11 protein-coding genes are annotated in these 13495 nt (G+C 62.4%); 4 read left to right on the forward strand and 7 right to left on the reverse strand.

Annotated features, from left to right (window positions below):
• Positions 1–42: 42 nt before the first annotated feature.
• Together uraD and puuE are read right to left on the reverse strand one after the other, a co-directional pair.
• Positions 43–558, reverse strand: a complete 516-nt coding sequence (uraD, locus tag PRJ_RS08245; RefSeq protein WP_104961076.1) for a 2-oxo-4-hydroxy-4-carboxy-5-ureidoimidazoline decarboxylase — start codon at positions 556–558, stop codon at positions 43–45.
• Entirely contained in the window at positions 558–1484 is a 927-nt protein-coding gene (puuE, locus tag PRJ_RS08250) for an allantoinase PuuE (protein WP_010955030.1), read from the reverse strand. The genes uraD and puuE overlap by 1 nt, the downstream gene beginning before the upstream one ends.
• 399 nt (positions 1485–1883) lie before the next feature.
• On the opposite strand from puuE, the gene uraH reads away from it, so the two are divergent.
• Positions 1884–2237 carry a hydroxyisourate hydrolase gene (gene uraH / locus PRJ_RS08255; protein ID WP_003254328.1) on the forward strand — a complete coding sequence of 118 codons (354 nt, stop codon included), beginning with the start codon at positions 1884–1886 and terminating at the stop codon, positions 2235–2237.
• Positions 2238–3208: 971 nt separating this feature from the next.
• Here the strand turns inward: uraH and PRJ_RS08265 are convergent.
• Positions 3209–4558 carry an NCS2 family permease gene (locus PRJ_RS08265; RefSeq protein WP_010955029.1) on the reverse strand — a complete coding sequence of 450 codons (1350 nt, stop codon included), beginning with the start codon at positions 4556–4558 and terminating at the stop codon, positions 3209–3211.
• A gap of 280 nt (positions 4559–4838) precedes the next feature.
• On the opposite strand from PRJ_RS08265, the gene PRJ_RS08270 reads away from it, so the two are divergent.
• Together PRJ_RS08270 and aqpZ are read left to right on the forward strand one after the other, a co-directional pair.
• Positions 4839–5594 (forward strand): GntR family transcriptional regulator, encoded by a 756-nt coding sequence (locus PRJ_RS08270; RefSeq protein WP_014590204.1) that lies wholly within the window; start codon positions 4839–4841, stop codon positions 5592–5594.
• A gap of 151 nt (positions 5595–5745) precedes the next feature.
• On the forward strand, positions 5746–6444 hold the full coding sequence (gene aqpZ, locus PRJ_RS08275; RefSeq protein WP_014590205.1) for an aquaporin Z: 699 nt from the start codon (positions 5746–5748) through the stop codon (positions 6442–6444).
• Here aqpZ and guaD read toward each other — a convergent pair.
• The 4 genes from guaD to xdhA all read right to left on the reverse strand — a co-directional run bounded on the left by guaD (position 6441) and on the right by xdhA (position 12567).
• Complete coding sequence (gene guaD, locus PRJ_RS08280; protein WP_010955026.1) at positions 6441–7745, reverse strand: guanine deaminase; 1305 nt, start codon at positions 7743–7745, stop codon at positions 6441–6443. The genes aqpZ and guaD overlap by 4 nt on opposite strands.
• A gap of 10 nt (positions 7746–7755) precedes the next feature.
• Positions 7756–8601: a xanthine dehydrogenase accessory protein XdhC gene (gene xdhC / locus PRJ_RS08285; RefSeq protein WP_010955025.1), complete on the reverse strand. Its 846-nt coding sequence runs from the start codon at positions 8599–8601 to the stop codon at positions 7756–7758.
• A gap of 119 nt (positions 8602–8720) precedes the next feature.
• Complete coding sequence (xdhB, locus tag PRJ_RS08290; protein WP_104961077.1) at positions 8721–11120, reverse strand: xanthine dehydrogenase molybdopterin binding subunit; 2400 nt, start codon at positions 11118–11120, stop codon at positions 8721–8723.
• Positions 11113–12567: a xanthine dehydrogenase small subunit gene (gene xdhA / locus PRJ_RS08295; protein WP_104961078.1), complete on the reverse strand. Its 1455-nt coding sequence runs from the start codon at positions 12565–12567 to the stop codon at positions 11113–11115. Before xdhA ends, xdhB begins: the two co-directional genes overlap by 8 nt.
• Positions 12568–12835: 268 nt before the next feature.
• Here xdhA and PRJ_RS08300 point away from each other — a divergent pair, with 268 nt between their 5' ends.
• A complete protein-coding gene (locus PRJ_RS08300) occupies positions 12836–13495 on the forward strand; it encodes a GntR family transcriptional regulator (protein WP_010955022.1) in 660 nt (219 codons plus the stop codon).

A 13495-nucleotide genomic window follows, 5' to 3' on the forward strand; every position in this document is an offset into this window, starting at 1 on the left:
TCTCTTCTATTGTTCGTTTTCTGAATAAGGTTCGGCTGTTGCTTACAGCTGCAGCAGGCGGAACAGGGCGATCAGGTTGATCTGCGCCAGGGCTTCCTTGAATTCGGCATCGGCATCGTTGTGGATGCGCTTTTCAAAGGCGGCGAGAATCTGGTGCCGGTTGCTGCCCTTCACCGCCATGATGAACGGGAACTGAAACTTGGCTTTATAGGCATCGTTCAGCTCGGTGAAACGGGCGAACTCCTCGGCGGTGCACTGGTGAATGCCGGCGCCGGCCTGTTCGTTGGTGCTCGATTCGGTCAGCTCGCCCTGGATGGCGGCCTTGCCGGCCAGGTCCGGGTGAGCGTTGATCAGCGCCAGCTGGTCAGCGTGGTTGGCGCTGAGCAGGATGTCGCTCATGCGCTGGTGCAGCGCCTCGATCTCGTCCAGCTCGCCCAGTTGGCCCAGGTCGTAGGCTTTTTCGGCAACCCACGGCGAGTGCTCGTAGATGTCGGCGAAGGCCTTGACGAAGGTGTCACGGTCCAGGGTGGATGGTTTGAGGGTATTGAAGGCGGTCATCAGGCGTTCTCATTCTTGTACGGGTGGGTGGCGTGCCAGTGGCGGGCGATATCCACGCGACGGGCGAACCAGACCTGGTCATGACTTTTTGCGTAATCGACGAAGCGCTTGAGTGCAGCCAGGCGTGCCGGGCGGCCGACCAGGCGGCAGTGCAGGCCGATGGAAAGCATTTTCGGTGCGTCGGCGCCTTCGGCGTACAGCACATCAAAGGCGTCTTTCAGGTACTGGAAGAACTGCTCGCCGCAGTTGAAGCCCTGTACCTGGGTGAAGCGCATGTCGTTGGTGTCCAGGGTGTAGGGGATCACCAGGTGCGGCTTGCCGGTGGGGTTGTTCGGCTCCCAGTAGGGCAGGTCGTCGTCGTAGGTGTCGCTGTCATAGAGGAAACCACCTTCCTCCATCACCAGGCGGCGGGTGTTCGGGCCGGTACGGCCGGTGTACCAGCCCAGCGGGCGCTCGCCGGTGAGTTCGGTGAGGATACGGATGGCTTCGAGCATGTGCTCGCGCTCCTGGGCCTCGTCCATGTTCTGGTAGTCGATCCAGCGGTAGCCGTGGCTGCAGATCTCGTGGCCGGCTTCGACCATGGCGCGGATCACATCGGGGTGGCGCTGGGCGGCCATGGCCACGGCGAAGATGGTGAGTGGCACGCCGCTGTCCTTGAACAGCTTCAGCAGGCGCCATACACCGGCACGGCTGCCGTATTCATACAGCGACTCCATGCTCATGTTGCGCTGGCCCTGCAGGGGTTGGGCAGCGACCATCTCGGACAGGAAGGCTTCGGATTCCTTGTCACCGTGCAGGATGTTGCGTTCGCCACCTTCCTCGTAATTGAGGACGAAAGACAGCGCGATGCGGGCGTTGCCCGGCCATTGCGGGTGAGGAGGGTTGTTGCCGTAACCGATCAGGTCGCGAGGGTAATCAGCGCTCACTGCAGTCTTCCTTCTTGTGCGTTAGTGCGGGGGGTGGGCGGGCCGCGTCGGTATGTCGCACCACCGGATGGGCTGATTGTATACAACTTCTGAAATCTTTTGTAAGCCTGTTTTTCCGCATTTCTTCCCTTTTGTCGCCTGACAGCGACGTGGAAATACAGTGCAAGAAACCTGCCTGTTTGGTCAGCTAATGAGGTTGGCATCGTTATGGTGCGTGTATTTGCGACCGATGGGTCGTTTATGGGCAGCAAATGGAGGGTGTGACAGAGGGGATCAAAAAATTGTGTACAATCCTTGGGCGGAATGTCTTAATAACGTCATTCCCGCCTGCCGCAGGCGCTAAGCTGGTGCGATGGCTGAGTATTTTTTGCCCACAGATTGAACAAGAGGCGACACGCAATGGGACGTTTGACCACACACGTACTGGATGCCGCGCATGGCTGCCCGGGTAGCTCGATCAAGGTCGAGCTGTACCGCGTCGAAGGCCAGCAACTGGAGCTGGTGAACACCGCCCTGACCAACAGCGATGGCCGCGTCGACGCGCCGCTGCTGCAGGGGGACGATTACCGCACTGGCGTTTACCAGTTGCAGTTCAGCGCTGGGGATTACTACCGCGCCCGTGGCGTGCAATTGCCGGCCCAGGCGTTTCTGGATGTTGTCGTGCTGCGCTTTGGCATCGACGAGTCGCAGGAGCACTACCATGTGCCGCTGCTGATTTCGCCGTACAGCTATTCGACCTATCGTGGAAGCTAGTTGGTCGCTAGAAGAATCTTCGTAGGTCCTTTGGCCCGCTCTCACACTGGCGGGCTTTTTTTCGTCTGCTGTTTTTTGCGTTGCCTGTGCCGGCCTCTTCGCGGGTGAACCCGCTCCTACGACGGGCTGTATCCAACTGTCCACCCCCGTGGTAGGAGCGGTTTTACCCGCGAATACGGTGGTGGCGGCAACGGTGAACGGCGGGTGGGGATGGTCAGCAGGGCCGGCCTCTTCGCGGGTGAACCCGCTCCTACGACGGGCTGTATCCAACTGTCCACCCCCGTGGTAGGAGCGGGTTTACCCGCGAATACGGTGGTGGCGGCAACGGTGAACGGCGGGTGGGGATTGGTCAGCAGGCCGGCCTCTTCGCGGGTGAACCCGCTCCTACGACGGGCTGTATCCAACTGTCCACCCCCGTGGTAGGAGCGGGTTTACCCGCGAATACGGTGGCGGCAGCAACGGTGAACGGCGGGTGGAGATTGGCCAGCAGGGCCGGCCTCTTCGCGGTGAACCCGCTCCTACGACGGGCTGTATCCAACTGTCCACCCCGTGGTAGGAGCGGGTTTACCCGCGAATACTGGGCGGCAGCAACGGTGAACGGCGGGTGGGGATTGGCCAGCAGGGCCGGCCTCTTCGCGGGTGAACCCGCTCCTACGACGGGCTGTATCCAACTGTCCACCCCGTGATAGGAGCGGGTTTACCCGCGAATACGGTGGCGGCAGCAACGGTGAACGGCGGGTGGAGATTGGCCAGCAGGCCGGCCTCTTCGCGGGTGAACCCGCTCCTACGGCGGGCTGTATCCAACTGTCCACCCCCGTGGTAGGAGCGGGTTTACCCGCGAATACGGTGGCGGCAGCAACGGTGAACGGCGGGTGGGGATTGGCCGGCAGGGGCCGGCCTCTTCGCGGGTGAACCCGCTCCTACGACGGGCTGTATCCAACTGTCCACCCCCGGGGTAGAAGCGCCCTCGGTCAGAGGAACACGAACTTGGCAATGAAGATCGCGCACAGCACCCACAGGCTGGCCGAGATTTCCTTGTATTTGCCGGTACCCGCCTTCAATGCCACATAGCTGATGAAGCCCAGGGCAATACCATCGGCGACCGAGAACGTCAGCGGCATCATGATCACCGTGACGATCGCCGGAATGCTGTCGGTGGCCTCATCCCAATGGATATGCGCCATGCTGCCCATCATCAGCATTGCAACATAGATCAGTGCACCTGCTGTCGCATAGGCCGGAATCATCCCGGCCAGCGGTGCGAAGAACATCGCGGCGATGAACAGCAGGCCTACCACCACAGCCGTCAGGCCAGTTCGGCCACCTGCGGCAACCCCCGCTGCACTCTCCACATAGCTGGTCACCGGTGGTACACCGACCACCGCGCCGAACACACTCGAGGCACTGTCAGCCTTCAACGCCTTCGACAGGTTCTCGATCCGCCCGTCCGGCGCCACCAGGTTGGCCCGTTGCGCGACGCCCATCAGGGTGCCGGCAGTGTCGAACATGTGCACGAAGAGGAACGCCAGCACCACGCTGATCATGCTGACGTTGAACACGCCAGCCACGTCCATGGCCATCCAGGTGGGCGCCAGGCTCGGCGGCATCGACATCACCCCGCCAAATTTGACCAGGCCCAGGCCCCAGCCGGCCAGGGTGACACCCATGATGCTGATCAGGATCGCGCCGAATACCCGCTTGTAGCTGAGGATGGCGATCAGCAGGAAGCACACGGCCGCCAGCAGCGGCCCCGGCTCATGCAGCGAGCCCAGCTTGATCAGGGTGGCAGGGCTGTCGACGATGATGCCTGCAGTCTTCAGGCCGATCAGCCCGAGAAACAATCCGACGCCGGCCCCCATGGCATGGCGCAGGCTGACCGGAATGCTGTTGAGCAGCCATTCGCGCACTTTCGACAAGGTCAGGAACATGAACAACACGCCCGAGACGAATACCGCCCCCAGCGCCGTTTCCCAGTTGTAGCCCATGGTGCCGACCACGGTGTAGGTAAAGAAGGCATTGAGCCCCATGCCCGGCGCCAGGCCCACCGGCCAGTTGGCGTACAGGCCCATCAGCAGGCAGCCCAGCGCGGCGGCGATGCAGGTGGCGACGAAAGCGGCACCATGGTCGATGCCGGCGTCGGCCATGATGTTGGGGTTGACGAAGATGATGTAGGCCATGGTGATGAAGGTGGTCACCCCAGCGATCATTTCGGTTCTGACGGTGCTGCCGTGTTGCTTGAGTTTGAAAATCCGCTCCAGCCAGCTCGTTTCGAGCGGTGGGGCAAGATCCAGCGTAGGGGCTTCGGATTTGCGGCTTTCCACAGCGAGTACTCCTCAAGTCGTTCTTGTTGTTATGGAGCCAGTTTCCTGAGCGATGCACTTGGCGGCTCCGCGGGAAGGCAGACGTCTGACCGTTTGTTGACTTATGGGTCAAGAAGTTGCTCGGTGGATTATGCTTTTGTGTACAAATAAAGCAAATAATGTTTTATGTTTTGTATGCGCAATGTGTCGTACAACGGCTATATAGGTAAAACGCCCCCTGCGGAATCGCCTCAGCCTGTGTACAATGGCGCCATACTTTCTCTTCGTGCCTCGAGAGCCCATGAACGAACAGCTGCAACCTCTGAAGAAACCTGCACGAGTCGGCAAGGCCGGCCGCAGCGGTACCCAGGACGACATCGTCTACGCGCATATTTTCGAGGCGATCCTCGAGCAGCGTCTGGCTCCGGGCACCAAGTTGAGCGAGGAAGCGCTGGGCGAGATCTTTGGCGTCAGCCGCACCATCATCCGCCGCGCCTTGTCGCGCCTGGCCCACGAAAGCGTGGTGCTGCTGCGGCCGAACCGCGGTGCGGTGGTGGCCAGCCCGACCGTCGAAGAGGCGCGCCAGGTGTTCTTCTCGCGGCGCATGGTCGAACGCGCCATCACCGAGCTGGCGGTGCAGCATGCCACCCCCGAGCAGCTCAACGAGCTGCGGCAGATGGTGCGAGAAGAGCGCGACAGCTTCTCGCGCGGTGACCGGGGTGCCGGTATCCGCCTTTCCGGTGAGTTCCACCTCAAGCTGGCCGAAGCGGCGGGCAATGCACCGCTGGTGAGTTTCCAGCGCAGCCTGGTCTCGCAGACTTCGCTGATCATTGCCCAGTACGAAAGCGGCAACCGCTCCCACTGCTCTTACGATGAACACATGCAGCTCATCGATGCCATCGAGGCACGCGATGCCGAGCAGGCGGTGAGCCTGATGATGCATCACATGGACCACATCGACAGCAAGCTGAACCTGGACGAGGAGAGCGCCTCGGACGATTTGCATGCCGTGTTCTCGCATCTGTTGAAAAAACCCAAGGTTTCCGTCAAGGGTTGATCGTTTGCCTGCGTGATCGAGGGGCTGCAAGGCAGCCCTTCCAGCCACTACTGGCCATAACCCAAAGGTCTGCTAAATTCTTGTGAGCAAACCTTCATCAAGCAGTTGGGCTTGCGCATTCGTTGCGTTCAACTTCTTGAGGAATGGATTCATGAGCATGTCCCTGGGTAAACGCATGGGGGCCGAACTGATCGGCACCTTCTGGCTGGTCCTTGGTGGCTGTGGCAGTGCGGTACTCGCAGCCAGTTCACCTCTCGGCATCGGTGTGCTCGGTGTCGCCTTCGCCTTCGGCCTCACCGTACTGACCATGGCCTTCGCCATCGGCCATATCTCTGGTTGCCATCTAAACCCTGCCGTGTCGTTCGGGCTGGTGGTGGGCGGGCGCTTCCCGGCAAAAGAGCTGCTGCCTTATGTGATCGCCCAGGTGATCGGTGCCATCCTGGCGGCCGGTGTGATCTACCTCATCGCCAGCGGCAAGGCCGGTTTCGAGCTGTCTGCGGGGTTGGCTTCAAACGGCTACGCCGACCACTCGCCCGGTGGCTATACGCTGGGTGCGGGCTTTGTCAGTGAAGTGGTGATGACGGCGATGTTCCTGGTGGTCATCATGGGGGCGACCGACGCCCGCGCACCGGCAGGTTTTGCACCCATCGCCATCGGCCTGGCCCTGACCCTGATCCACCTGATCTCGATCCCGGTGACCAATACCTCGGTCAACCCCGCGCGTAGCACGGGGCCGGCCCTGTTCGTCGGTGGCTGGGCCCTGCAGCAGCTGTGGCTGTTCTGGGTGGCGCCGCTGATCGGTGCTGCTATCGGCGGCGCGCTGTATCGGGGCCTGGCGAAAGAACCTTAACGCTGGTGCACGCAGCGCCCGGCGGCATAGGTTTCACGTACGGTACGGTCATCGCCCAGGGTGGTGAGCACGAACAAGGTTTCTTCGATGCTGTTGGACTGCTGGATGCGGTAGTCCAGCAGTGGCGTGGCCTTGTAGTCCAGCACCACGAAGTCGGCATCGTTGCCCGGGCGCAGGCTACCGATACGGTCGTCCAGGCGTAGCGCGCGGGCGCCGCCGAGGGTGGCCAGGTACAGCGATTTGTACGGATGCAGGCGCGCGCCTTGCAGCTGCATCACCTTGTATGCCTCGTTCAGGGTGTTTAGCAGAGAGAAGCTGGTGCCGGCGCCAACGTCGGTACCCAGGCCCACGTTGACCCCGAACCGCTCGGCCTGGGGCAGGTTGAACAGGCCGCTGCCGAGGAACAGGTTGGAGGTGGGGCAGAAGGCCACGGCCGAGCCGGTTTCGGCCAGGCGTTGGCACTCTTCGTCGCACAGGTGCACGCCGTGGGCAAACACCGAGCGCTCGCCCAGCAGCTCGAAGTGATCGTAGACGTCCAGATAACCCTTCTGCTCGGGGAACAGCGACTTGACCCAGTCGATTTCCTTGAGGTTTTCCGACAGGTGCGTGTGCATGTACACGCCCGGGTGCTCCTTGAGCAATTGGCCGGCCAGGGTCAATTGTTCCGGCGTGCTGGTTGGGGCGAACCGCGGGGTAACGGCATAATGCAGGCGGCCCTTGCCATGCCAGCGCTCGATCAGTGCCTTGCTTTCGGCATAGCCCGATTCGGCGGTGTCGGTCAGGTAGTCCGGCGCGTTGCGGTCCATCATCACCTTGCCGGCGATCAGGCGCAGGTCCAGGCGTTCAGCCTCTTCGAACAGGGCATTCACCGACTCCGGGTGCACGCTGCCGAATACCAGCGCAGTGGTGGTGCCGTTGCGCAGCAGTTCCTTGAGGAAGATCTTCGCCACCTGGTCGGCGTGGCCTTTGTCGGCGAACTGTTTTTCGCAGGGGAAGGTGTAGGTATTGAGCCAATCCAGCAGCTGCTCGCCGTAGGAACCGATCATGCCGGTCTGCGGGAAGTGGATGTGGGTATCGATGAAGCCCGGGGTGATCAGCGCGTCCTGGTAGTGCTCGACCGGGATGCCGGCATCCAGCGTCGGCAGCAGTTCACTGGCGTGCCCCACGGCGCTGATGCGGCCATCGTCGACCACCAGCAGGCCGTCTTCGTAGTATTCATGGGAAGCCTCCAGGCCCACCTCGGCCGGGTCGGCAATGCTGTGCAGGATGGCGGCACGGTAGGCTTTGCGGGTAACGGTCATAACACACTCGTCAAATGGCTTGGCTGCGCCGGGAGGGCGGCAGCAACTGGGCAATGGGGCCGGCATTGGCGGCAGCGTCGTGCTGGCCGAAGCAGGCGTTGTAAGTGGCAATGATTTCACCGGCGATGGACACGGCGATCTCGATGGGCAGCTTGCCTTTGACCTCGGCCAGGCCCATCGGGCAGCGCATGCGGGCCATCACGGCCTCGTCGAAGCCTCGTTCGCGCAGGCGGTGCTCGAACTTGACCCGTTTGGTCTTCGAGCCGATCAGGCCGAACCAGGTGAAATCGTTGCGCTTGAGAATGGCGGCAGTCAGTTCCAGGTCGAGCTGGTGGTTGTGGGTCATGACGATGCAGTAGCTGCCGGGCGGCAGGTCAGCGACTTCGTCGACCGGTTCCTCACTGACGACCTTGGTCACCCCATTGGGGATGAGTTCGGGGAATTCCTGTTCACGCGAGTCGATCCAGCGCACCCGGCAGGGGAGCGCGGCGAGCAAGGGTACCAGAGCCCTGCCGACATGGCCCGCGCCGAACACGGCGATCTGCGCCTGCACCGCGGCCATCGGCTCGAACAGCAGTACGGTGGCGCCGCCGCAACACTGGCCCAGGCTGGCACCGAGGCTGAAGCGCTCCAGGTGCGGGGTGGTGCGCTGCTCTTCGAGCATTTGCCGGGCGATGTGCAGCGCCTTGTATTCCAGGTGGCCGCCGCCGATGGTGTCGAACAGGCCGCTGGCGCTGACCACCATCTTCGAGCCTGCGTTGCGCGGGGTAGAGCCGCGCTCTTCGATGATGGTCACCAGCACGCAGGCTTCGCCACGGGACTGGTGGTCGGCGAGGGCGTTGATCCATTGGTGCATGATGCAACCTCTCTAAGCCATGCTGCCGACCCTGGTAGGAGCGGGTTTACCCGCGAATGTAGCGCTGGAGCTGATATCGCATTCGCGGGTAAACCCGCTCCTACAAGGGCCTTGCGTTGTCAGGGGGTGATGGTTTCCAGTTCCCGTTCGCGCGACTGTGTTTCAGCCACTGCCTTGCGCATCTGCTCGCAGCCCCACAGCACCCGCTCTGGCGTTGCCGGCGCATCCACCTGCGGCTGCACGCGGTAATCAGCCAGGCTGGCCACAGCATCCTTGATTGCACACCAGGCAGCGATGCCGAGCATGAACGGGGGCTCGCCCACGGCTTTGGAGTGGAACACGGTGTCTTCCGGGTTCTTGCGGTTCTCCACCAGCTTCACTCGCAGGTCCAGTGGCATGTCGGCCACGGCCGGGATCTTGTAGCTGGCCGGGCCGTTGGTCATCAGCTTGCCTTTGGCGTTCCACACCAGCTCTTCGGTGGTCAGCCAGCCCATGCCCTGGATGAAACCGCCCTCCACCTGGCCGATGTCGATCGCAGGGTTCAGCGAATCGCCCACGTCATGCAGGATGTCGGCGCGCAACATCTTGTATTCGCCGGTCAGCGTATCGACGATCACTTCCACGCAGGCAGCGCCAAAGGCGAAGTAGTAGAACGGCCGGCCGCGGGCCTGGCTGCGGTCGTAGAAGATCTTCGGCGTGCGGTAGAACCCGGTGCTGGACAGCGACACCTGGGCGAAGTAGGCCTGCTGCACCAGTTGCTCGAAGCTGACGATCTGGTCGCGCACCCGCACATGGCCGTTGCGAAATTCGACGTCTTCCTCGGTCACCTGATAGTGCCGTGCGGCAAACTCGGTCAGGCGGCGCTTGAGGATTTCAGCCGCGTTCTGCGCCGCCTTGCCGTTCAGGTCGGCGCCGCTGGAAGCAGCCGTAGGCGAGGTGTTAGGCACCTTGTCGGTGTTGGTAGCGGTGATCTGGATGCGGCTGAAATCCACCTGGAAGATCTGCGCCACCACCTGGGCCACCTTGGTGTTCAGGCCCTGGCCCATTTCGGTGCCGCCGTGGTTCAGGTGAATGCTGCCGTCGGTGTAGATATGGATCAGTGCACCGGCCTGGTTGAGGAAGGTGGCGGTGAACGAAATGCCGAACTTGACCGGTGTCAGTGCCAGGCCTTTCTTCAGGATCGGACTGTTGGCGTTGAAGCGGCGGATCGACTCGCGTCGCTCGGCGTAGTCGCTGCTGGCCTCCAGCTCGGCGGTCATCTCTTCGAGCATGTTGTGCTCGACGGTCTGGTAGTAGTGGGTGACGTTGCGTTCGGTCTTGCCGTAATAGTTGGCCTTGCGCACGGCCAGCGGGTCGCGGCCCAGATGACGGGCGATATGGTCCATCACCTGCTCGATGGCGACCATGCCCTGTGGGCCGCCAAAGCCGCGGTAGGCGGTGTTGGAGGCGGTGTTGGTCTTGCAGCGGTGGCCGTGGACGGTGGCATCGCCCAGGTAGTAAGCGTTGTCGGAGTGGAACATGGCACGGTCGACGATCGAACCGGAGAGGTCGGGCGAATAGCCACAGTTGCCAGCCAGGTCGAAATTGATACCGTGCAGCCGGCCGTTGTCGTCGAAGCCCACGTCATACTCGACGTAGAACGGGTGGCGCTTGCCGGTCATGGTCATGTCTTCGACCCGCGGCAGGCGCATCTTGGTTGGCTGGCCGGTCAGGCGCGCAATTACCGCGCACAAGCATGCCGGGCTGGCGGCCTGGGTTTCCTTGCCGCCAAAACCGCCGCCCATGCGGCGCATGTCCAGCACCACCTTGTTCATCGGCACGTCGAGTACTTCGGCGACCAGTTTCTGCACTTCGGTGGGGTTCTGGGTGGAGCAGTAGACGATCATGCCGCCGTCTTCGGTAGGCATGACCGAGGAAATCTGCGTTTCCAGGTAGAAGTGCTCCTGGCCGCCGATGTGCAGGGTGCCCTGAATGCGATGCGGGGCGCTGGCCAGGGCGGCAGCCGAATCGCCGCGCTGATGGGTGTGGCTATCGAGCACGAAGTGCTTCTTGCGCAGCGCCTCGACCACGTCCAGCACCGGTTCCAGGTCTTCGTACTCGACGATGGCGGCCATGGCCGCTTTGCGTGCGGTTTCAAGATCGCGGGCAGCGACAGCGAGCACCGGCTGGCCGAAGAACTCGACCTTGTCGATGGCCAGCAGCGGGTCGCCGGCCACCACCGGGCCGATGTCCTTCAGGCCGGGGATGTCTTCGTGGGTGATGGCGATACGCACACCCTCGAAGGCATAGCACGGCGTGGTGTCGATGCGCAGGATGCGCGCATGGGCGCGGTCGGCGGTACGTGCATACACATGCAACTGGTTAGGGAATTCCAGGCGATCGTCAATGTAGAGCGCCTCCCCCGATACATGCTTGTCGGCGCTGTCGTGCTTGACGCTGCGGCCGACCCCGGTGGTCAGGTCCTGGCTGAACAGTTCGGCCATCTCGGCCTGGCTCTTGGCTACGTGATGGTTAGACATAAGCGGTCACCCGGGTTTCGATGTGCGGTGTTTGCTGTTCGATGAAATACTTGCGCAGCAGGTTCTGCGCGGTCAGCAGGCGGTATTCCTTGCTGGCGCGGAAGTCGCTTAGCGGGGTGAAGTCCTCGGCCAGGGCCTGGCAGGCGCGCTCGATGGCAGCCTGGTCCCACGGCTTGCCGCGCAGCGCCGCCTCACAGGCGCGGGCGCGCTTGGGAATCGCCGCCATGCCGCCGAAGGCGATACGCACACCGCTGACCACACCGTCTTCGATGCTGAGGTTGAAGGCTGCGCACACGGCGGAGATGTCGTCGTCCAGGCGCTTGGACACTTTATAGGCGCGGAACGTCCAGTCACTGGTGGCGCGCGGCACGATGATCTTCTCGATGAACTCGCTGTCCTGGCGAGCCGTGATGCGGTAGTCGATGAAGTAGTCTTCCAGCGGCATAACCCGTTGGCGTTCACCCTGGCGCAGCACCACCTGCGCGTCCAGGGCGATCAGCAGGGGTGGCGAGTCGCCGATTGGCGAGGCGTTGCCGATGTTGCCGCCGAGGGTGCCCTGGTTGCGGATCTGCAGCGAGGCAAAGCGGTGCAGCAGTGCCCCGAAGTCAGGGTACTCCTCGTTCAGCGCGGCGTAGCAGTCAGTCAGTGGCGTGGCGGCGCCGATCTCCAGGTGGCTGGCGGTTTTCTCGATGCGCTTGAGTTCTGCCACATGGCCGACGTAGATCATCACCGGCAAGGTCTTGTGGAACTGGGTGACTTCCAGCGCCAGGTCGGTACCACCGGCCAGCAGTCGCGCTTCGGGGTGCGAGCTGTACAGGTCGGCCAGATCCGCCACGGTCAGCGGCACCAGGCAGCGCTTGTCGCCGCTGTTCAGCTCGCCGGTCTGGGTCGGGGCAATGGCCTTGAGGCGGCTGATGGTTTGCGCCTGCTGGGTATCGAACTGGTCGCGGCAGGGCTGGCGGCAGCTCTGCTCGGCGGCGTCGAGGATCGGTCGGTAACCGGTGCAGCGGCACAGGTTGCCAGCCAGGGCTTCCTGGGCCTGATGCAGGTCGGGGACGCTGCTGTTCTTTTGCAGGGCAAACAGTGACATGACGAAGCCGGGCGTGCAGAAGCCGCATTGCGATCCGTGGCAGTCTGCCATCGCTTGTTGAACGCTGTGCAGTTGGCCCTGTTGTTTGAGCCCCTCGACGCTGATCAGTTGCTTGCCGTGCAGCGACGACACAAAGGTCAGGCACGAATTGAGGCTGCGGTAGCGCAGGCTGTCGTTACCCAGGTCGTCCTGGATCAGTTCGCCGACCACCACGGTGCAAGCGCCGCAGTCTCCACTGGCGCAGCCCTCCTTGGTGCCGGTTTTGCCCAGGTGCTCGCGCAGGTACTGCAGCACCGTCATGTTAGGGTCCAGGGCGTGCTCACTACGCAGCTCCTGGTTGACGAGAAACTGGATCACGGGGAAGGCCTCGCAATGGTTTTATTGTTGTTGGGCGGACTCTAAGCAAGACCTGTCTAGCAGGTCAATATTTTTCTGACTCAAGGGTCAAGAAAATGCACATGTCCATGCCCAGCCGCACACACTGCCTCTATTACAAGCATAGATCGCGCCGGGCGCGAGGCTGTCTGACAGGTCAAATAAACCACCTGGCCCCTCTGCGCGATTACCGCCCAAGTACGCTACAATTCGCCCCTTGTGCCCAGTTCAATGATTTTGAAGGAAAACCATGACGTTCAAGGCCCCGGACAGCCTCTCCGAGCAGATTGCCGATTACCTGGCCGAACGCATCATCCGCGGCGAGCTGGCGCCAGGCGAACGTATCCAGGAGCAGAAAGTTACCCAGGCGCTCAACGTCAGCCGCGGCTCGGTGCGCGAAGCACTGCTGATCCTCGAGCGCCGCCATCTGGTGGCGATCCTGCCGCGCCGGGGCGCCCATGTGACCCAGCTGGACGAACGCAGCGTTCGCAGCCTGTGCTCACTGATGGGCGAGTTTTACATCCTGCTGGGCAATGCGGTTGCGCAAAAATGGCGCACCGAAGCCGACCTGCGCCCGTTTCTGGAAATCCAGCAGCGGCTGCAGCGTGCCCATGACCAGCTCGACATCAAGACCTTCGTCGCCGACAGTTTTGCGGTCATGCGTGCGGCCTATCCGTTCGCCGACAACCCGTTCCTGCAGGAAACCGTGGAAAACCTGCAGCCGGCCATGAGCCGTGCCTATTACCTGTCGCTGGACCAGCGCCAGGCCAACATGATCGACTATCTCGACCTGTTCGCCCGCTTGCTCGAAGCCGTGGTCTCGCGTGACCTGCCGCGCATTCGCGAGGTGCTCACCGCCTATGGCCAGCGCAGCTGCGAACTGGTGCTGGCGGCACTGGCCAGAGGCTGA

This window comes from Pseudomonas sp. XWY-1 (genome assembly GCF_002953115.1).
GTDB lineage: Bacteria > Pseudomonadota > Gammaproteobacteria > Pseudomonadales > Pseudomonadaceae > Aquipseudomonas > Aquipseudomonas alloputida.